This is a genomic window from Clostridium fallax, from assembly GCF_900129365.1.
Lineage (GTDB): Bacteria > Bacillota > Clostridia > Clostridiales > Clostridiaceae > Clostridium_AH > Clostridium_AH fallax.
Map to the genome: position 1 here is coordinate 1 of NZ_FQVM01000017.1, position 20,988 is coordinate 20,988.

Below are 20,988 nucleotides of genomic sequence, written 5' to 3' on the forward strand. Positions count from 1 at the left end.
AAGGATGCTTTTAGTTTTTATATAATCACTTATTCTTTTAAAAATTATTTTAAAATAAATTTTATATTATAATTTAGATTAAAACTTAATATGTAATATTATTTTTATGAAAATATTTCTTATATATATTATGTATAATATTTAAGTTTTTAAACTTGCTCTTCAGTACAGCAATTAACTTCTGGAGTAACTAATTCTTTTTCTGCTATTATATCTTCTATTAACTCTTTTGTTTCCATTAATTCTTCTAAATTCATATTTCTATAATCCTTTGAAATATTATTTGAAACATTAATTCCTTGTTTTCTTAAGAAACTATCTACCTGTGTTTGATTTTTTTTATAAACATAATAACCTACAGCACATACGCCAACTCCTACTAAAGCACCTTTTATATGATCTTTATTAATTGATTGAAGCATAAAAACTCCTCCTTAAAATTTTAAAATTTATATTAATAATATATAATTAACTAATTACATTCCCTATGATGTGTTCAGAGCCATCTTTCATTCTTATTGCATTATATCCATTAGAAAATCCAAAATATGCTCTTCCATTATTATTTATGCCAGTTTTAGTTACTAAAATTGATTTTCCCATATTAATTTTTTCACTTTCTATAAATCTTGATATAAAAGTTTTTAAAAATCCTATTTTTTCATTGTTATCAATTGCCGGAAAAACAGAAACATTATAATAGGTTTCTCCACTACAAACATTTCTAATTTCATCTACCTTTAATATTATTTCATCATAAGATGTATTTAAAATATGTCGTCCAAAGGTAGTAAGCCATGTTACTGCAGATGGTGCTATAAAGTTACCTTTTCTAATAGAATTTACAAGATACATAACAGACATAACCTCAGGATCTACAGTTCCTTTTTCATTTATTTCTGAATAAGCATGTTCTCCAATAGCACCAATAGTAGTTCCCACTGCTATCCAATTTAAAAATTCTTGTACATTTTTAGGCCATAATATAAATTTTGATAAAGTAGCACCTAAAATTGCCGCTATAGAATAATAAGAAAGCATAGGCATTTCTCTTTTAGGACAATTTGAAACTATATTAATTGGATTATATCCATAACTTTTAGAATATACTATGGCTATTCTTATAAGCACTTCCTCTGACTTTATTTCAAATTCATCAAAATTAATAAGCAAACTTTTTGTTATAGAATTATATTTTACAAACTTTATACCCTTATGTTCCTTTATCATATCTTTACTTTCTAAGATATTTTTTAAAGGATGAGATAATTTTACCCTTAACCTATTTGTTAGCCTATGAACAATCACCATAGTTGGATTTTTCATATTATTTCCTCCTCTCCATATTAAAGAAAAGTAATCTTAATGAGTTTGATACTACAAATATGGTACTTGAATTATGAAGTACAGCACCCCAAAAAACAGGTAAAACTCCTGCTGCACTAAGTATAAGTCCTAATGTATTTATACTTATAACTAGTCCAAAATTTTCTTTTACAATATTCATTGTTCTTTTTGAAAGATCTACTGTTGTTGGAAGCATCATAGGATCATCACTTTGAACAGTAACATCTGCTGTTTCCATAGCTACATCTGTAATTCCTCTTCCTAATGCAACTCCTACATCAGAATAAGCTAGTGCTGGAGCATCATTAATTCCATCTCCAACCATTATTACCTTAGAACCATTTGATTGTAATTTTAAAACTGTTTTAGCCTTATCCTCTGGAAGTAATTCTGCTGCATAACTATCAACTCCCATTTTATTAGCTACTATTTCAGCCTGTTCTTTTAAATCTCCTGTTAATAACATGATTTCATCAATTCCTTGATATCTTAAGTTATTTAAGGATTTTTTCATATTATCTCTCATTCTATCTTGTATAGTTAAAAGTCCTATAATCTTTAAGTTCTTAGAAACGTATATAACACTAAGTCCTTTAGACTTAAGTTTTTCAGCTTCAAGTTCTAATTCTTTAATATCTATATTATTTTCTGCCATAAAGACTTTATTTCCTACTCTTATTATGTCATCCTTTATAGTTGTCTCTACTCCTCTTGCAATATACGTTTTAACTTCTCCATGAGTAGGAATAGATAATCCTTCTAATTTAGCTTTAGATAATATAGCTACTGCCATAGGGTGACTTGATGTTTCCTCTGCTGCTGCTGAATATTTAATAATATCTTCTTCATTTATATTGTTAGCAGTTATAATATTAGTTACTTCTGGCTTTCCTTCTGTTAAAGTACCTGTCTTATCAAGCATTAAAGTATCTGATTCTGCTAAAGCTTCTATGTAATTTCCACCTTTAATAAGTACACCACTTCTTACAGCTGTATTTATAGCTGCGGAAAAAGCTGTTGCTGTTGATAGTTTAATACCACAGGAATAATCTATAACAAGCATATTTAAAGCTCTTATAGGGCTTTTAGTTACTACATAAGTTATAGCTGAAAATACAAAGTTAAATGGTATTAAGTAAGATGAAAACTTATCTGCATAATCCTGTATATGAGCTTTTTGATAAGATGCGTCTTCAACTAAATTAATTATTCTAGAAACTACTGTATCATCTCCAGCCTTTTCCGTATAAACAGTTATATTTCCATTTTTCACAACAGTACCTGCAAAAACTTTACTATCTTTTCTCTTTATATCAGGCATAAATTCTCCTGTAACTGCTGCTTGATCAACAACAGCTTCTCCAGAAACTACTAAACCATCAACACATATCTTTTCCCCTGTGTGAATTACAACTAAATCTCCTTTTTTAATTTCATTTATTCTAACCTTTTTTATAACGCCGCCTTTTAACTGTTTCCAAACGAATTCTTCATTTAAGCTTAATAAATTTTTTATAGAATCCCTTGTTTTCTTCATAGTATAGCTTGTCATAAATTCTGCTATATCCGAAAGAAGTATTATAGTTAAAGCGGATGTTCCTTTTCCTGTTAAAATACTAGCTATAATAGAAGTTATAGTTAATGTATCTGCATTAGGCTTTAAAGTTTTTCTTAAACCTCCAATTCCAGTTTTAAACAGAGGCTTAGTTAAATACATTGAAGCTACTGCAGGTAAGGTTAAAAATCTTTTATGTATAGGAAGTGACTTCTCCATAAGACTTTCTTTATTATTTTTTATAATAGAATAGCCAATAACTACTGTAGTTAATAAAAGTCTTTTTACTATATCACCTACAGTTTCCTCCTGGGGAGATCTTTCAATATTTAAAAGTTTTCCTTCTTCTTTTCTCTCCTCTTTATAAGCGACTAATGCATAGTAGGATAATAACTCTTCAAAAATCTTCAAAATTTCTTCTTGAGTAACAGCATTATTATCATAATAAATTAAAATATTTTCAGTTATTATATTTAGCCTTGCACTTTTTATAAAATCTATCTTTATTAATTTATTTTCTATTTGATTTTTAAAAGGTTTTAAATATTTTAAAGCTCTACATCCTATACGTATTCTTCCTTGTATGGTATGTATTATATGTCCCTTAAGCAAAGGAACTTTTTTAGTAAATAGCATTCTTTAAAACCTCCTTATAATTTAGTAACCTCTTCCTTTAACTTTTGCTCTAAAGTGTTTATAACGTATTCTAGATTAGTCTCTCCATATTGTTGTATTAATTTTAAATTTTTAATTACCACATCTATTACTGTGTTTATCCATTTTAAGACTTTTTCTTCATATACTTTGTTTGTATCATAGTTTACAAGTATTGTTCCTATTACATAATTAAAAGTTACATCTTCTATTCCATCTAATATTTTTATACCTTTAACTACAAACTTATCATAATGTCTAAATTCTTCTGGAATATTTACTGAAGTTGGTACCTTTAGTCTTATTCTTCCTGGAATTTTATGAATTACCTTAACCTTTGCAAAATGTTTTATTATGTATGACTTAAAATCTAACATCTTTTTCACCTCAAAATATAAATTATATAAAAGAATATGCCCACCACAAACAAGTTATACCACTTATATTAAGCTGTGGACTTATTTTTAGCCTATAAATCCCTAATCCTATTAAAGAAATCATAATTATATTTTTCATATCTAAAATTCCTTTAGTTTTATCATATACAGCTAAATTTAAAGAATCCTTTATATTTTTTACTTCCTTTGTAACTATAGGTTCTATTTCTTTTTGTATTTCATTTTCTAAACCTAAAAGTCTTATTATTATACCTATTAGTAGAATAGGCTTTATTTTTTCCTCATTATATTTAATCAAAATTGTTCCTATTTTAAAGTTTATTTCTACAGTATTTATTTCATCTATTTTATTTAGTTGTTCTAAAACTCCATAGCCTTGCTCTTCATTTTCTATTAAAGAAGGAATTTTTAATCTTAACCTACCTTCTATATAATGTTTAACCTCTAAAGTTCCTCTAAAATTAGGTAAATTTAAAGCCGGTTTATTATTGCATTCATTATTAGTAATTTTATTTAAAACTATTCCACCTAAAGAATAAAAAAGAAATTTAATTGCCCAATTATTCAAAAAATCACCTCTTAAAATTTGTACATAAATATTATTTTATAATATTTTCCTCTATAAAATTTATAAATTCTCATTGTTTTTTTCAACAAAATACCTATTTATATTAAATTCTACATAATATTATTAATATTTTAAGTTAAAATAATAGTTTTTTAATACTTTTAAGTTAAATAATTCATTTATTACAAAAGAAAAGCATCCTTTTAACAATTAGTTAATAAAGGATGCTATTTTTAATTCTATTTTTTAATTTGTATTTTTATAAGTATGACTTTTAAATTTAAGATCATAATCCTATTTATTGTGATTATTTATTTTTGCAAGGTTTTATTCCCCAAATATCATTACTATATTCCATTATAGTTCGATCACTAGAGAATATACCTGCATTACAAGTATTTAAGAAGCACTTTTTAGCCCATAAAAGTTTATCTTGATAAGCTTTAAATACCTTATCTTCCTCTTCTCTAAATCCATGAAAATCTGCTAGTAGAAAATATTGATCTCCCTCTTTTAATAATGAATTATATAAATCTTCAAACATTCCTGTTTCTCCATCATCAAAAGTTCCATCTATTAAAGTATTTATAACTCTCTTTAAAGCTTCTTCACTTTCATAATATTTTTCTGGATCATAATCATCTTTGATTTTTTCAATATCTTCAACTCTTAATCCAAATATAAAGTTATTTTCATCTTTACTTTCCCTAACTATCTCTACATTAGCTCCATCATATGTTCCAAAGGTTGGTGTTCCATTTAACATAAACTTCATATTTCCTGTACCTGAAGCCTCTTTTCCTGCTGTAGAGATTTGTTTTGAAATATCTGCTGCTGGAAATAATTTTTCTGCATAAGATACTCTATAGTTTTGCACAAATACAACTTTCATTTTCTTATTTACTTCTTCATCATTATTTATAAGTTTTGCTATTTCATTTATAAACTTAACTATAGCTTTAGCCCTTTCATAACCGGGGAAAGCCTTAGCTCCAAATATAAATGTAACCTTTGGTATATTCATATTTGGATTTTCTTTTAATCTATAATATAAATCTAAAATATATAATCCATTTAATAATTGTCTTTTATATTCATGTAATCTCTTTATTTGTATATCAAATAAAGAATCTGGATCTATTTCAATTCCTTCTTTTTCTTTTATATATTCTGCAAGCTCACTCTTTTTTATATGTTTAATATCCATAAATTTTTTTAAAATTTTTTCATCATTAGCATACTTTTCTAATTCTTTTAATTTAGATAAATCTTTAACCCAATCCTCACTACCTAAGAGTTCTGTAATTAAAGCTGATAATTCTTGATTACATAGTCTTAACCATCTTCTTGGAGTTATTCCGTTAGTTTTATTTTGAAATTTTTCAGGATATAATTCATACCAATTGTGAAGTTCAGTATTCTTTAAAATATCAGTATGTAACTTTGCAACACCATTTACTGCAAAGGATACATATATAGCTAAATTAGCCATTCTTACTAAATCATCATTAATTATTCTAAATTCTTCTATAGCTTCTTCACTATATCCCTTTTCTTCTAGCTCTTTTACAAATATTGAATCTATATTTTCTATTATTTCTAAAATTCTTGGGAATAATTTTCTTATTAATTCTACATCCCATTTTTCTAAAGCTTCTGCTAAAATAGTATGGTTAGTGTAACCAAAAACTCCCTTAGAAATTTCTAAAGCTTTATTAAAGTCCATTCCTTCCTCATCTACTAAGATTCTTATAAGCTCTGGAATTGCAAGAACTGGATGAGTGTCATTTAATTGAACAGAATGCATAACTGAAAAATTTAACAAATCATTATTCCACATTTTTTTATGAGTTCTTATTATATCTTGAAGTGAAGCTGATACTAAGAAGTATTGCTGTTTAAGTCTTAAAAGTTTTCCTTCCTCATTTGAATCATTTGGATATAAAACTCTTGATATATCTTCTGCCCTATTTTTTTCTTCTAAAGCTTCATCATATTTTTGATCATTGAAAAGATTAAAATCGAATTCTACTACTGGTTCACATTTCCAAAGTCTTAATGTATTTATATTTTTTGATTTATAACCTATTATTGGAGTATCATAAGGAATAGCTTTAACCTTTTCATCTTTAAAGTTAATAACTACCTCTTCATCTGTTTTTCTTATGCTCCAAGGATCACCATATTTTAGCCAATTATCTGCATCTTCAACTTGAAAACCATTTTGGAATTTTTGATTAAAAAGGCCATTACTATATCTTATTCCATATCCCATTAATGGAACTTCCATTGATGCTGCTGAATCCATAAAACAAGCTGCAAGTCTACCTAACCCACCATTTCCAAGGCCTGCATCTTCTTCAATTTCTTCAATTTTATTAATATCTATATTAAATTCTTTAAGTACTTCTTTAACTTCATCATAAAGCCCTAAACTTATTAAATTATTTCCTAAAGCTCTTCCCATTAAATATTCTGCTGAAAAATAATAAGCATTTTTTTCTTTATTATATAATTTAGTAGTTGTGTTCCAATCATGTACTATATTTTCTAATAAAGCCATAGATACAGCATTAAAAACTTCAAAATCTTTAGCATTATCTATATTCTCTTTACCATACTTCACCTTTAAATATCTTAATATGTCTTTCTTTAATTCTTCTCTTGTCATTTTATTATTCACACCTTCCATACAGCTTATTTAACTCATATATTTTTTTAGATAATTCTTCATTTAAACTACTTTTATCCATTCTCCACTTCCAATTTTCACCTATAGTAGAGGGTAAATTCATTCTTGCTTCATTTCCTAGATTTAAAAAATCTTGCATAAGAGTAACTGATAACATTCCAACGCTGCTCCAAGCTCCTCTAATAAAGCCCCAATTATATCCTTCTTCTTCTGTTAACTTTAAATATTTTTTACAGAACTCTATATCATTTTTAGAGCCTGTTTTTTCAAACCAACCTCTAAAAGTATCATTGTCATGAGTACCTGTATATACAATACAATCCTTATCATAATTATGAGGTAAATAGTCACTTTCCTCTCTTTCATCAAAGGCAAATTGTAATACCTTCATTCCAGGAAATCCACTATCTTTTCTAAATTTAATAACCTCTGAAGTTAAAAATCCTAAGTCTTCCGCTATTATATTAACTTTTCCCAACTCCTTTTCTATTGCATTAAATAGTTTCATTCCCGGTCCTTTAACCCATTCTCCATTTACAGCCGTTTCTTCTCCATAAGGAATTTGCCAATAAGATTCAAAACCTCTAAAGTGGTCTATTCTTATTACATCATAAAGCTTTAAACTTTCCTTGATCCTATTAATCCACCATCTATATCCAGTATTTTCTAAATAGTCCCACCTATAAATAGGATTTCCCCAAAGCTGCCCTGTAGCAGAGAAAGCATCTGGAGGACATCCAGCTACTTTAATTGGTACCTTCTTTTCATCTAATAAAAATATTTCAGGGTTAGCCCAAGCATCTGCACTATCTTCTGATACATATATTGGAATATCTCCTATAATCTTAATACCTAATGAATTAACATAATTTTTTAAGTTATTCCACTGCTTAAAGAATATATATTGAATAAATATCCAATACTCTATTTCATCTTTTAGTTTTTCTTTGTATTTATTTAAAGTTTTTTCTTCTCTAACTTTTATATCTTCATCCCAACTTTGCCAACTTTTTAAATTAAATTCACTTTTAATAGCCATATAAGATGCATAATCTTCAATCCAAAGTGAATTTTCCTTTTTAAAGTTCTCTATTTCTTCTCTATATTTTTCTTTTCCATTTTTATAAGCTATTTTTAATACTTTAAATTTCTCATTAAATAACTTTTCATAATCTACATATAATTGATTATCTCCAAAATTTATATTTTCATAATCAGATTTTTGTAATAATCCATCTTTTTCTAATATATCAAAATCTATAAAATACGGATTTCCTGCAAAGGCTGAAAAAGATTGGTAAGGAGAATCCCCATAACTTGTTTGACCCAAAGGCAATATCTGCCAGTATCCTAATCCTGATTTTTTTAAAAAATCTGCAAAATCATACGCTTCTTTTCCAAAGGTTCCTATACCATAATCTCCTGGTAAAGAAGATATGTGCATAATCACACCACTACTTCTCTTCATTTTTATACCATCCTTTTTGTAAACTTAGTTTAAAATAACTTCTTTTAATATCCTTTTTCCATCTAAAGTTATTGCTGTAACATTTATTTTGTTTATTGATGTATTTCCTTTAACATCTATTTTTACTTCTATATCATTATTTTTATTTATTACTTTTATATTTATTTCATTATATTTTCCTTTTTTATAATCCTTTGATTTACCATCATCATCATATAATTTATATTCTGATTCCTTATCTAAAAAGGCCACTATATTTATTTCATTATTTTTCATAGAATCAATATTTTCTGCTGGTTTTTCTAAAACAAGAATCTTATCTTTTCTAATAAAAATAGGAATTTCATCAATAGCTACATCTATATATGAGTGCCCTTTATTAATTATTTCAAATTCTTCACTATGATATTTTTTAGCTTTCCACAATAACATTTCCTCTGGTAGATATATATATCTACCTTTAGCATTTTGCTTATATATTGGAGCTATCATAATAGAATCTCCAACTATTAATTGATCCTCTATTCTATTAACAAAAGAATCATTATATTCAAAAGTCATTGGTTTAAAATACATATCATTATTTATAGTTGCCTTCATAAATTCACTATATATATAAGGTATTAATGCATATCTTATCTCTATAGAATTTTTAATAATTTCTGTTGCCTTTCCATCAAAAGCATAAGGTTCTTGTCTTCTCGTACCTAAAGCTGAATGATTTCTAAATAAAGGTGTGAATATACTAAATTGACTCCATCTTATAGCTAAATCATCTGTAGTATTATCTCCAAAACCTGCAGTATCCGCTCCTATATACATAAATCCACACATATTTAAACTTGGCATCATTTTCATATTTAACTCTAAATGCTCAAAGGAAGAAGTATTATCTCCTGTCCAAATTCCTCCATATCTATGCATACCTATCATTGAAGCCCTTGAAAATAATAAAAATCTTTTATTGTCATCTATATAATCAAAACCTTCTGATGCAGCTCTTGTCATGTTATATCCATAAAGATTATGAACCTTATCATGTCTTACTAAAGTACCATCTACATTATGGTAAAAGCTTCTGTAATCTTCCATACTATTTGCTAGCCTTGGAAAAGTATCTTTTATATCAAAAAAATCATATATTCCTAAATTTTTTCCTTTAGCTTCTTCTATTTTTTTAAATGCTTTTTCTAATCCTTTTTTAGAATAGAAAATAGCAGGTTCATTCATATCATTCCAAAATCCCTCTATACCTTGATCTATCAAATACTTATACTTTTTTCCAAACCAAAGTCTTGCATCTTTATTTAAAAAATCTGGAAAATGTACTACTCCTGGCCATACTGCTGCTACAAAAGGATTATTATTTTCATCTACACAAAAATATTTGTTTTTTATGCCTTCTTCGTATACATCATATCCTTCTTCTATCTTTACTCCTGCATCAATTATAGGAATTAATCTAACACCTTTTTTCTTCATTTTTTCTATAAAACTCTTAAAGTTTGGAAAGTTCTTTTTATTAACAGTAAAGTCTTTAAAATCTTCCATATAATCAATATCTAAATATATACAATCTATTGGAATATTATTTGCTTTAAAATTATCTAAAACTTCCTCAACTTCCTCTTCGTTTTTATAACTCCATCTACATTGTTGATATCCAAAAGCCCACTTTGGTGGTACATAACTTTCTCCTATTAAGTTTCTAAAATTTTGAACTATATTATTTAAGTTCTTACCTTTTATAATATAAATATCTAAATTATCATCTTCTGTAGTTATTTTTAGTTCATTTCTCTTAGAATAATCTACATCAAAGATAGCTCTACCTGGATAATCTAAAAATATCCCAAAGGTTTCTTTTCCATATACTATTAAAAAGTTATGAGCTCCATATAAGGATTTTTTATTAGGTAAGTGACTGAACTCATCAGTACAAAAACTTTCATATATCCATCCTCTTTTATTTATTCCTCTAACATTTTCACCTAGTCCATAAACTATATCTTCATCATCTAAAATATATAAAAACTGATTATTTAAAGTTTTCTTTAAGAATTCTAAAGGTTGTTCTTTTATTTCTTTTCCTTTAATTACAACAGTATCAGTTTGAAACACTTCACCAAAAGAGTATTTTTTAATATGATCATTAATTTCATAAACTCTCATGATTTACCCCCTTCTGTAGTTTTTAAACTACCTATGTATTTTAAATTTTTCTGCAAGAATCTCTCTCAACTAAATTAGTATTTAAAATTAAATGCTTATTATTTTCTTTTCCATATATTAATTTTAATAATAAATCTACACTTTTTTTAGCCATTTCATCTCTTGGCTGCTTTATAGTTGTTATTGATGGTTCATAAAACTCTCCTATTTCCATACCATCAAATCCTATAATAGAAATGTCACGGCAAACTTTAAGATTTTCATCAAATACTGCTTTACAGGCTCCAATAGCCATAAGATCCGATATTGCAAAAATAGCCGTAAAAAATTTTTTATTATTTAAAAGTTTTTTTACTGAACTATAAGACTTTTTGCACTCATAGCCTCCGTATAAAATAAGTTCTTTTTTAAAAGGTATATTGTTTTTTATTAATGCTTTTTTATATCCTTTAAGCCTTAAATTACCTACTCCTACATCATCACTAGTTCCTAATATTAAAGCTATATTTTTATGACCATTTCTTATAAGATATTCTGTAGCCTCAAAAGCTGCTTTCTCATTATCAATTCCTATAAAGGAAACTTTACTTCCAATATTTTCACTTATGATATTTGCTGAAGTAAGAACTATAGGTATATTAATATCATCAAAACTATTTTCATTTATATTTAAAAAGTTACCACCTAAACATATAATTCCTTGAAGTCTCTTTTCCTTAGCAAAAGCTGCTACTGTGTCTACGTCTTGGCTTGTTGTATGATCATAATGGCGAAGAATCATAGTGTATCCAGCTTTTTCAATTTTTCCAGATATAATCTTTAGCATTTCAGAGAAGAAAGGATTAAAAACACCTTTTAATAAAATTCCTATATTATTCGTATTATGCTTTTTAAGTATTCTTGCACTATTATTTGGTATATAATTTACTTCTTTTATTATTTTTAAAACTTTTTCCCTTGTTTCTTCCTTCACATCTGGATGATTATTTATAACTCTTGAAACTGTGCTCACACCAACCTTTGCAATTTTTGCTACATCCTTAATATTCATACAATTCCCCCAAACCATAGTCACAAAATATTTTTGGTAACCTTATCGGTATCGTTTCCAATATTAATTATAATCCTACCTGTAAACATTTGCAACACGTTTACAGGTATTTTTATAATTATTCTTAAATTATTTTCATCATCATTATATTATTTAGCCTTTAAGATTTTAAAATCCATAGGATTTATTAAAATTTTATTATTTATCTCTAAATGTTTATTCTCATATAAATCTTTAAATTTACCACAAATTTCAACTTCTTTAGAAGTTAAATCATTATTTATAATAATTAAAGATTTCTCATCACCTAAAACTCTCTCATAAACTAATAAGAATTTATCTTTTATCAAGGAATTATATTTTCCATATATTAACTCCTTATTTTCTTTTCTTATTTTTCCTAATTTTTTAAAATGATTTTTTAAATCAATATTTTGTTTTTCCTCATCCCAAACCATACATCTTCTACAATATGGATCAGTTTCTCCCTTCATTCCAATTTCATCTCCATAATATATATATGGAATTCCTTCAAAAGTATATTGGAACACCACTGCAAGTTTAAGTCTATCTATATTACCATCACTATCTGTTAAAAATCTTGCAGTATCGTGAGAGTCTAAAAGGTTAAGCATTTGTCTATTAATACTTTCCATTGACCAAGCTTTCTTTTCCATTAATATATCATTTAACTTTTTAGCATCAATTGTTCTTTTTGCAAAAAAGTCTAAAGAAGCTTCCCTAAATGGATAATTCATAATTGAGTCTAATTCTTCCCCCTTTAGAAAGTTTCTACCTTGATGCATTATTTCTCCAATAATAAAAGCATCTTCTTTTACTGATTTTACAGCCTCTCTAAATTCTCTCCAAAATAAGTGATCTACCTCATCACAAACATCCAATCTCCAACCATCTATATCCAATTCTTCAATCCAATACTTTGCAACATTTAAAAAGTAATTTCTTGTATCTTTATTATTCATATTAATTTTAGGCATGTATTTCACTTTATTTGCAAAAGTTACATAGTTTATTTTTTCTAAATCTACTGGATAATCCTCAACAAAAAACCAATCTTTATATTTAGACTTTTCTCCCTTTTCTATTAAATCTTTAAAGGCAAAGAAATCTGCTCCAGTATGATTAAATACTCCATCTAAAATTATCTTTATTTCTCTTTTATGAGCTTCTTTTATAAGTTCTCTAAACTCTTCCTTAGTTCCAAACATCTCATCTATTTCATAATAATCACAGGTATTATATTTATGGTTAGATGATGATTTAAATATTGGTGTCATATATATAAATGTAACACCTAAATCCTTTATATAATCAAGCTTTTCAGTTATACCTTTAATATCTCCACCGAAGAAATTTCTAGTTGTAACTTCTTCTCCCCACTTCATAACATCCTTTGGATCATTGCTTTTATTTCCATTAAAAAACCTATCCGGAAAAATTTGATAAGCTATACCTTCTTGAGGCCATTTTACTTCTCTATATAAATCTCCTAATGCTATATAAGGAAATTGAAAGGCTCCTCCTTCATTAGGAATCTCTTTTTGTAATCCCTTCTCATTTAAATAGACTTCTTCATTATTATTATCAATTATTTTAAAAAAGTATCTAAATCTTTTTTCTCTAACCTTTACTTCTGCTTTAAAATAATCAAATAACTCTGAAGAAATTATTTTCTCCATTTCATAACAAGGAAAACTTCCATCCCAATTATATCTATCTTTACAATATAACTTTACTGATTTTATATCCTTTGCTGCTACCCTTATTTTTATATAAAGTGTATTTTCATTTATTCCATAAGCAAAAGGAGCTTCTGGAATATGAAATATCCCATGTTTATTCATAAAAAATTCCTCCATACAAGTTAACCTTTAACTGATCCCGCAACTAATCCTTCAGCTATATATTTTTGAGAACAAACAAATAATATTACTAATGGGAATGATGCCATTATTGCAGCTGCTGAATATTGAGTCCAGTTAGCTGAAAAGTTATTTGTTATAAATGATTTTAATCCTGTAGCAATTGTTTGATTTTCAGGTGCCTTCATTAATGCTGATGTAAATACGAATTCACTATATGTTCCTATAAATGTGAATAAAAATATTACTATTAGCATGTTTCTTGTTAAAGGTACTGTAATTCTAGTAAATACTTGCCAAGTTGTAGCTCCATCTACATATGCAGCTTCCATTAAATCATTAGGAACTCCATCCATATATCCTTTAAGAAGCCATATATTATAAGCACTACCTCCACAAAGTATTAATATAAGTGCAAACATATTATCCATTGCTTCTAATCTATAAGCTATACCTAATATTGCTGGTAATGCCATCATAGTTGGAAACATTTGTAGAATTAATAAAAACATTAATCCACTTTTTCTTCCTCTAAATTTTAATTTAGAAAAAGCAAAGGATGCTGGTAATGTAAGCAATAATTGTATAACTGAAACACAAGTACATAAAATTAGTGAATTTTTAAGCCATATTAAAAAGTCTGTTTCAGTTAATACCTTTACATAGTTATCTAATGTCCATTCTTTTGGAAAAAGTGTGGTTTGATTAAAAGCTTGTCCTTTAGCCATTGATGCACTAACAACTGCTATTACAGGAAATATTGTTAGTACTATCATTATCCATATAAATATTCTTCCAAACCAAAGATTTCTCTTATCTGCCGGTGACAATTTCTTTTTATATTCACCTGAGCTTTTAAAAGCTTTTTTATTAATTTTAGCTTGTATAGCTTGCATTTTAATCTACCTCCTTAAATTGTCCTGATGCTCTCATTTGAAGGTATGAAATTGTACCTATTAATATGAATATAAGAATACTTAATGCTGCACCTATATCATATCTTCCAAATTGTGTTGATAACTTATAGTTAACTGATGCTAGTATATCTGTATATCCAGCATATTGTTGTCCTATTCTTGCAGGACCACCAGTTGTAATTAAATATACTGAACCGAAGTTATTAAAATTAAATGCAAAAGATGATATTAATAATGGATATGCTGTTTTAGCTATTGACGGCAATGTTATCTTATAAAATTGTTGAAATTTAGTAGCACCATCAACATCTGCTGCTTCATAATATGTTTTAGGAATTGCAGCTATAGCACCCATACAAACATTCATCATATAAGGGAAGCCAAGCCAAATACTAGCTATAATAATTGCCAATCTTGCCCAATTAGGATCAGTAAGCCATGGAATTGGTTCTCCTATTATATGAAATTTCATCAATACTGTATTTAAAGCACCATAAGTTGTGTTTAAAAGACCTTGCCATGAAAGTATTGCAACAGTTACTGGTAAAGCCCATGGTATAATTAAGAATCCCTTATATATTGAAGATTCCTTCATATTTTTATTATTTAAAACTAATGCTAAAATTAGTCCTACAAAAAAACTACCTATAGTAATACATAAAGCAAAAACAATTGTCCATATGAATACTGGTAAAAATATTTCTTTAAAAGGTCCTGCTAAAACGTCTTTATAGTTTTGTAATCCTATCACCTTAAAATTATCTTGTGTATACATTGTATAATCTGTAAAAGATATATATATTGTATATATTATTGGTATAATTAATAATATGAAAATAGAAATTAATGCAGGCATTAGATATGACATTGGTTTTCCACTAAATTTACTGCTTTTTTTAATTCTTTGCATCATTCCTGCCCTCCTGAATACTTATTGAAATATAAGGAGTCTTTAGACTCCTTATATGAATTATATTATTTTTGTTGTGCTATACCTTGTTTAATTTGTTCAACTATATTATCTGCACATTGTTTAGCATCTATTTGTCCTGAAGTTAATAGCTTTAAGTTATCGGCTGCCGGTTGCCACATAGCTTGTACTTCTGGAATGTTTGGCATTGGTATTGCATGTTTAGCTTGTTCTACAAAGGCTTGCATATATGGATTTTCTTTATATGCATCGCTTTCTAAAGCTGATTTTAATACTGGAATTCTACTACCTACATTTATTAATACATCTGAGCTCTCTTTAGCCATATCCTTTATAAATTTCCATCCTAAATCTTGTTTCTTACTCTTAGAACTTACAAAAGCAGTTTGAACTCCCATAAATGATGGTGTTTCTTTTCCGTTCATTTTTGGTAATGGAGAAACTCCAAAATCTATACCTGTTTCTTTAAATGTTGATATATCCCAAGGTCCTGAAATGTAGAATCCATCTTTTCCTGAACTAAATTCCCCCTTAGCTAAATCTCCATTAATATCTGCTGGCATAAATTTATATTTTGTTACTAAATCTTGAATAAATTGAAATCCTTTTATAGCCCCTTCATTATTTAATCCTATATCATTAGGATCTAATGTTCCATTATTATTTTTATATACATATCCTCCGTCAGCAGCTATAAATGAGAATGAATTATAAAAGTTGTTTATATCATACTTAAAGCCTACATTTTTTGCTTCTTCAATTAGATTTTCCATTGTTTTTGGAACTTCTTTAACTTTTTCTTTGTTATAGAATAATGCTGTAGTTTCTTGTGCTAAAGGTACTGCATATTGCTTTTCACCAATTGTAACTGAATCTACTACTTGATTTGAAACATAATCATCTTTATTTATAGTTCCACTTGGAACTTCTGCTAATAATCCAGCTTTCTCATAAGTTCCTAAATTATCATGTGGCATACCAAACATAACATCAGGACCCTTTGAACTATTAGCTGCTTGTATATATGCTTGCATCTCTCCTTTATCTATAACAAGTTCTACATCTACATTATTTTCCTTGCCCCATTTTTCTGCTAAAGGTTTAATTTTATCAACCTCTTGTTGAGTTAAGTGAGACCAAACAAGTAATTTTTTGTCTTCAGTAGCCTTCTTATCACTACTTCCACAACCATATAGTGCTCCTACCATAAAAGTGGAAGCCATTACCATTGCAAATAGTTTTGTACGTTTACTTATCATACCAAAATCCTCCCATAAATAATTTATAATTTTATTTTAAATTTCGTTTTTTTACGAAATCTCAATACTTTTATTTATTATTTCAAAGATTTCGGAAACATTATCGGTATCTTTTCCAAATTCATTATAACTCTTATTGAAAACATTTGCAATAATTTTTATTAAAAATAGATAAAAATATATTATATACTAAATATTTTTATCTATCCTTAATATTACCTCTATGATTAACTTAACATATATACTTAAATAAATTCAAATATAATTATCTTTTAAAAACTTTGATATAAATTAATAAAAATTAATTTTAATATCTTTATCTGGATTAGCTATAACTCCACTATCTAAATACATTCCTTTTTCTTTTAAATATTTACTGCTTATTTCTATTGCACTTTCTACTGAAGCTAAATCTCCTGTAATAGTAAAGAAACTTTTGCCACACATTCCTCTTGCTAATCTTAATTCTATTAAAGATATCTCATTACTTTTTGCTGCTATATCAGAAGCTTCTACTATAGATGCCACAGAATAACTTTCAACAATTCCTAAGGCTCCTTCTATTTTAGCTGATGTAGTTCCTGAAATAGCATTATATATTTCTTCTTTTGGATTTCCTAAAATCATAGTGTCAATAGTATTGCTTAAGAATTCTTTTTCACTTAATTCTAAAGCTGCCTTAACAGAGGCTAAAGTCCCCTTAAATAAAACAACATACTTTCCAGGGCAAAGTGTAGCTGCATAAACTACCTTTATATCAGATGTTTTACACATTTTATCTAAAGCTACCATTCCTGTAGGTATTTTTAAATATTCTACTAATCCTAATGCATTATTCAAGTTCTACATCTCCTTTCTTAATTACTATTGATTTTTCATTTATTTCTAAAACAGTTCCATCAATAGGTGAATGTAAGTCTACTCCTAATTCTTTTTCATGAGAAGCTGCTATAACTTGATACTTTTTCACCTTCTCTAAAGGCTTTACTTTCGCCTTTGGCTTTTGCCCTAAAGATTGATTTAAAGCTATTTTTAAAATTTTAAAATCAATATTTTTTTCTATTATATCTAAGTTTTTATCATAGTTAATTAAATCTAATCTATTTAATACTCTACTTACTGGTACTCTTTTATATTCTCTACTTTCATTAACCTTAAGATTTTTATTTTTATTTAACTTTACTCCATTTTCTCTAAGTTTTGCTTTTAGGGATGATATTATTCTCTTTGGATCTAAGCTTTGATGACAAGCATAAACAGAACATAAATTACATTCAGAGCAAGCTAAAGCATTAACAAAAACATTTATATTGTTTTCATCTTTAAAGGCTAAAGAATTCATTATCCTGTGAGGCTCAATAGAATGTCCTAATAAATTTCTAGGGCATAAATCTGTACAAACTCTGCATTGAGAACAAATAGACATGGTTCTTTTTATATCAATACTTAATTCCTTTTCTCTTAATTCAATTGCCTTATTATCCTTAGGCAATAAAAATATTCCCTTTACAGTTTTAGTTACTGTTTCATTAATATTTCCTAATCTTCCTGTCATAGGACCACCAACTAATAATTTAAAATCCTTTATTGTAGCTCCTCCAGCTTCTTTAATTAAATCATTAAAACTAATTCCTATAGGAACCTTTAAGATAAGTGGATTTTTAACTTCTCCTCCGATAGTTATATATTTCTCTATAACAGGTCTATTTTGGAAAACTCCGTTATAAATATTTAAGGCTGTTTCTACATTTATAACTATAACTCCTACTTCTAATGGAATTCCTCCCTGAGGTACTAATAGTCCTGTGCTTTCATAAATTAAAACAACTTCATCTCCAATAGGATACCCATCTTTTAAAGTTACCTTTTTTAAATTCTTAAAATTATCTATAAAAAAATCTATAGCTTCATTTGCCTCTTTATAATTTTCTTTTATGGCAATAATGCCCTCTTCTGCTTCTAGTGTTTCTAAAAGAAACTCTAATCCTTTTAAAACTTCATAAGCTTTATTTTTTAATATATTTCTATCTACTTTAAATAAAGGTTCACATTCAGCTCCATTTAATATAATTTTTTTTACTCCATCACTAAGTTTCCCATAGGTAGGAAAACCTGCTCCACCAGCTCCTACTATACCCATTTTTTTTAAAAGATTTCTTAATTCCTTTAATAGCATCTTAATCCATCCTTTTTATATTATTCATCTACTATTCCTACTATAGCTGCATCAATAGGCATATCTTGTTTTTTTAAACCAACTTTAGCATTTGATCCTAAAGTAACTACTACTAAACTTTCAATTCCTGCCCCTACTCTATCAATAGCTACTATATTTTTTCCTAAATTATATTCATCTAAAGGCTTTACTATTAAAAGCTTGTATCCCATTAAAGAATCTTCTTTTCTTGTACTTACAATATTTCCTATAACAGTACCTAAAATCATTTTTATTACACCTTTCTTATTATAATGGTGATGGATTAACCATCCATCACCATTAAGTTAATAACTGAACAAAGTCTCCACTTTTTATATTTAAAGCATTAGCTTCATCAGTGTCTATATGAATTTCTAAATTATAATTTTCATTAACTCTTACCTCTATATCCTCTAAAACCCCAGCTCTTTCTCCTTTTACTCTTACAGAAATTCTACTATTTTCTATACCTAAAATCTTTCTATCATTAGGACTCATATGAATATGCCTTTTCGCAATTATACATCCTTCTTTTTTTCTTACTACTCCTTTAGGTCCTATAATAGTTATAGCTGCTGAATTTCTTATATCACCAGAGATTCTTATAGGTGCTTTTACTCCTAAAAAAACTGCATCAGTAGAAGAAATCTCAACCTGAGTATCTTTTCTAGTAGGTCCTAAAACTCTAACCTTTTCTATAGCCTTTAACTTATCACCTACTATTGTAACAGTTTCCTCTGCAGCAAAATCTCCAGCCATCAATTCTTTTTTTATATTTAATTTATAATTTTCTCCAAATAAAATTTCTAAATCTTCTTTGCTTAAATGAACATGCCTTCCGGAAACTCCAACTTTTATATTATTAAAATTATTATTTTTTTCTTTTATCTCATTTAAAACTGCATCTTTTATTAAATTTATAATGCATTCATTATTCATAAAAATCACCTATTACTCTTTTTTAGGTAGTATTCCTTCAACGGTTTGATGAGGTCTTGGAATCACATGCACTGCTACAATCTCTCCTAGTGTACTTGCTACATTAGTTCCAGCTTCTGTTGCAGCCTTTACCGCTCCAACATCTCCTCTTACTATAACAGTAACTAATCCTGATCCTATTTTTTCTGTTCCTATTAGTTCTACATTTGCAGCTTTAACCATTGCATCTGCTGCTTCTATTGCTGCTACTAACCCTCTTGTCTCTATCATTCCTAATGATTGTTGCCCCATAAAATCATCCTCCATTTTCATAGATTTTATAACCTTTAATTATTAAGATAAAATTTTTTTATTTTATTATGAGATCCTATTAAATTTTAAAGAACTTTTTTGTAATAACTTAATTATTTCTTCATGAGGTTTTGGAATTACTGCTTTAGCAACTGCCTTAGTTATATTATTGGCAGCTTTAGATCCACTTTCTATCGCTAAAATAACACTATCAACTTTCCCTTGAACAACTACAGTAACTAACCTTCCACCTAGTTTCTTTTCCATTGTTACAAAGGATACATTAGAAGTTTTAATCATTGAATCTAAAGCCTTTAAAGATGCAACAACTCCGACTACCTCAATAATTCCTAATGCCTCTATTTTTTTCATTTTAATTTATTCTGTTTTAGGAAGAATTGTTTCAACATCTCCATTAGGTCTTGGAATTACATGAACAGCAACTACCTCTCCTAATCTTGATGCGGAACTTGCTCCAACCTCCGTTGCAGCTTTCACAGCTCCAACATCTCCTCTTACCATTATTGTTACTAAACCTGAACCTATTTTTTCTGTTCCTATTAAAGTTACATCCGCCGCTTTAACCATAGCATCTGCTGCCTCTATTGCAGCTACTAAACCTCTTGTTTCTACCATTCCTAAAGCCTCTTGTTTCATAAAACCCAT

General features: G+C 27.6%; 20 protein-coding genes. All 20 read right to left on the reverse strand.

All coding sequences use genetic code 11. The features are described from left to right. Positions 1–149: 149 nt before the first annotated feature. Positions 150–422: a hypothetical protein gene (locus tag BUA70_RS08905; protein ID WP_072896456.1), complete on the reverse strand. Its 273-nt coding sequence runs from the start codon at positions 420–422 to the stop codon at positions 150–152. A 46-nt stretch (positions 423–468) separates the two neighbouring features. Continuing rightward, positions 469–1,326 carry a hypothetical protein gene (locus BUA70_RS08910; protein ID WP_072896459.1) on the reverse strand — a complete coding sequence of 286 codons (858 nt, stop codon included), beginning with the start codon at positions 1,324–1,326 and terminating at the stop codon, positions 469–471. Between the two features lies 1 nt (position 1,327). Continuing rightward, a complete protein-coding gene (locus BUA70_RS08915; RefSeq protein ID WP_072896461.1) occupies positions 1,328–3,538 on the reverse strand; it encodes a heavy metal translocating P-type ATPase in 2,211 nt (736 codons plus the stop codon). Between the two features lie 14 nt (positions 3,539–3,552). Further along, the gene (locus BUA70_RS08920; RefSeq protein ID WP_072896464.1) at positions 3,553–3,933 is read right to left on the reverse strand and encodes an HMA2 domain-containing protein; all 381 of its coding nucleotides are present in this window, start codon (positions 3,931–3,933) and stop codon (positions 3,553–3,555) included. A 22-nt stretch (positions 3,934–3,955) separates the two neighbouring features. Further along, positions 3,956–4,522, reverse strand: a complete 567-nt coding sequence (locus tag BUA70_RS08925; protein WP_072896467.1) for an HMA2 domain-containing protein — start codon at positions 4,520–4,522, stop codon at positions 3,956–3,958. 307 nt (positions 4,523–4,829) lie between these two features. After that, positions 4,830–7,193 carry a glycogen/starch/alpha-glucan phosphorylase gene (locus BUA70_RS08930; RefSeq protein WP_072896469.1) on the reverse strand — a complete coding sequence of 788 codons (2,364 nt, stop codon included), beginning with the start codon at positions 7,191–7,193 and terminating at the stop codon, positions 4,830–4,832. A 4-nt stretch (positions 7,194–7,197) separates the two neighbouring features. Next, complete coding sequence (malQ, locus tag BUA70_RS08935) at positions 7,198–8,682, reverse strand: 4-alpha-glucanotransferase (RefSeq protein ID WP_072896472.1); 1,485 nt, start codon at positions 8,680–8,682, stop codon at positions 7,198–7,200. Positions 8,683–8,706: 24 nt separating this feature from the next. Beyond that, positions 8,707–10,854, reverse strand: a complete 2,148-nt coding sequence (locus tag BUA70_RS08940) for a TIM-barrel domain-containing protein (RefSeq protein WP_072896475.1) — start codon at positions 10,852–10,854, stop codon at positions 8,707–8,709. A gap of 40 nt (positions 10,855–10,894) precedes the next feature. Next, positions 10,895–11,905: a LacI family DNA-binding transcriptional regulator gene (locus BUA70_RS08945; protein WP_072896478.1), complete on the reverse strand. Its 1,011-nt coding sequence runs from the start codon at positions 11,903–11,905 to the stop codon at positions 10,895–10,897. Positions 11,906–12,054: 149 nt separating this feature from the next. Further along, on the reverse strand, positions 12,055–13,770 hold the full coding sequence (locus BUA70_RS08950) for a glycoside hydrolase family 13 protein (RefSeq protein ID WP_072896480.1): 1,716 nt from the start codon (positions 13,768–13,770) through the stop codon (positions 12,055–12,057). Positions 13,771–13,790: 20 nt separating this feature from the next. Then, on the reverse strand, positions 13,791–14,675 hold the full coding sequence (locus BUA70_RS08955; RefSeq protein WP_072896562.1) for a sugar ABC transporter permease: 885 nt from the start codon (positions 14,673–14,675) through the stop codon (positions 13,791–13,793). Between the two features lie 10 nt (positions 14,676–14,685). After that, complete coding sequence (locus tag BUA70_RS08960; protein ID WP_072896482.1) at positions 14,686–15,618, reverse strand: ABC transporter permease subunit; 933 nt, start codon at positions 15,616–15,618, stop codon at positions 14,686–14,688. Positions 15,619–15,680: 62 nt separating this feature from the next. Further along, positions 15,681–16,892: an extracellular solute-binding protein gene (locus BUA70_RS08965; protein WP_072896564.1), complete on the reverse strand. Its 1,212-nt coding sequence runs from the start codon at positions 16,890–16,892 to the stop codon at positions 15,681–15,683. Positions 16,893–17,186: 294 nt separating this feature from the next. Beyond that, the gene (locus BUA70_RS08970; protein ID WP_072896485.1) at positions 17,187–17,735 is read right to left on the reverse strand and encodes a BMC domain-containing protein; all 549 of its coding nucleotides are present in this window, start codon (positions 17,733–17,735) and stop codon (positions 17,187–17,189) included. Continuing rightward, on the reverse strand, positions 17,728–19,071 hold the full coding sequence (locus BUA70_RS08975) for a 4Fe-4S dicluster domain-containing protein (RefSeq protein ID WP_072896487.1): 1,344 nt from the start codon (positions 19,069–19,071) through the stop codon (positions 17,728–17,730). Before BUA70_RS08975 ends, BUA70_RS08970 begins: the two co-directional genes overlap by 8 nt. A 20-nt stretch (positions 19,072–19,091) precedes the next feature. Then, positions 19,092–19,340, reverse strand: a complete 249-nt coding sequence (locus BUA70_RS08980) for a EutN/CcmL family microcompartment protein (protein ID WP_072896490.1) — start codon at positions 19,338–19,340, stop codon at positions 19,092–19,094. 52 nt (positions 19,341–19,392) lie between these two features. Beyond that, positions 19,393–20,031, reverse strand: a complete 639-nt coding sequence (gene pduL / locus BUA70_RS08985) for a phosphate propanoyltransferase (RefSeq protein WP_072896492.1) — start codon at positions 20,029–20,031, stop codon at positions 19,393–19,395. Positions 20,032–20,043: 12 nt separating this feature from the next. Further along, a complete protein-coding gene (locus tag BUA70_RS08990; protein WP_072896494.1) occupies positions 20,044–20,322 on the reverse strand; it encodes a BMC domain-containing protein in 279 nt (92 codons plus the stop codon). Positions 20,323–20,388: 66 nt separating this feature from the next. Continuing rightward, complete coding sequence (locus BUA70_RS08995; protein WP_072896496.1) at positions 20,389–20,694, reverse strand: BMC domain-containing protein; 306 nt, start codon at positions 20,692–20,694, stop codon at positions 20,389–20,391. Between the two features lie 6 nt (positions 20,695–20,700). Continuing rightward, complete coding sequence (locus BUA70_RS09000) at positions 20,701–20,979, reverse strand: BMC domain-containing protein (protein WP_072896499.1); 279 nt, start codon at positions 20,977–20,979, stop codon at positions 20,701–20,703. Positions 20,980–20,988 lie beyond the last annotated feature (9 nt).

Bases quoted from the DNA above. Each gene is read 5' to 3' on its own strand.
- BUA70_RS08995 (WP_072896496.1), bottom strand. From the start codon at position 20,694: ATGAAAAAAATAGAGGCATTAGGAATTATTGAGGTAGTCGGAGTTGTT.
- malQ (WP_072896472.1), bottom strand. From the start codon at position 8,682: ATGAAGAGAAGTAGTGGTGTGATTATGCACATATCTTCTTTACCAGGA.
- BUA70_RS08980 (WP_072896490.1), bottom strand. From the start codon at position 19,340: ATGATTTTAGGTACTGTTATAGGAAATATTGTAAGTACAAGAAAAGAA.
- BUA70_RS08940 (WP_072896475.1), bottom strand. From the start codon at position 10,854: ATGAGAGTTTATGAAATTAATGATCATATTAAAAAATACTCTTTTGGT.
- BUA70_RS08945 (WP_072896478.1), bottom strand. From the start codon at position 11,905: ATGAATATTAAGGATGTAGCAAAAATTGCAAAGGTTGGTGTGAGCACA.
- BUA70_RS08960 (WP_072896482.1), bottom strand. From the start codon at position 15,618: ATGATGCAAAGAATTAAAAAAAGCAGTAAATTTAGTGGAAAACCAATG.
- BUA70_RS09000 (WP_072896499.1), bottom strand. From the start codon at position 20,979: ATGAAACAAGAGGCTTTAGGAATGGTAGAAACAAGAGGTTTAGTAGCT.
- BUA70_RS08950 (WP_072896480.1), bottom strand. From the start codon at position 13,770: ATGAATAAACATGGGATATTTCATATTCCAGAAGCTCCTTTTGCTTAT.
- BUA70_RS08910 (WP_072896459.1), bottom strand. From the start codon at position 1,326: ATGAAAAATCCAACTATGGTGATTGTTCATAGGCTAACAAATAGGTTA.
- BUA70_RS08930 (WP_072896469.1), bottom strand. From the start codon at position 7,193: ATGACAAGAGAAGAATTAAAGAAAGACATATTAAGATATTTAAAGGTG.
- BUA70_RS08990 (WP_072896494.1), bottom strand. From the start codon at position 20,322: ATGGGGCAACAATCATTAGGAATGATAGAGACAAGAGGGTTAGTAGCA.
- BUA70_RS08915 (WP_072896461.1), bottom strand. From the start codon at position 3,538: ATGCTATTTACTAAAAAAGTTCCTTTGCTTAAGGGACATATAATACAT.
- BUA70_RS08975 (WP_072896487.1), bottom strand. From the start codon at position 19,071: ATGCTATTAAAGGAATTAAGAAATCTTTTAAAAAAAATGGGTATAGTA.
- BUA70_RS08905 (WP_072896456.1), bottom strand. From the start codon at position 422: ATGCTTCAATCAATTAATAAAGATCATATAAAAGGTGCTTTAGTAGGA.
- pduL (WP_072896492.1), bottom strand. From the start codon at position 20,031: ATGAATAATGAATGCATTATAAATTTAATAAAAGATGCAGTTTTAAAT.
- BUA70_RS08920 (WP_072896464.1), bottom strand. From the start codon at position 3,933: ATGTTAGATTTTAAGTCATACATAATAAAACATTTTGCAAAGGTTAAG.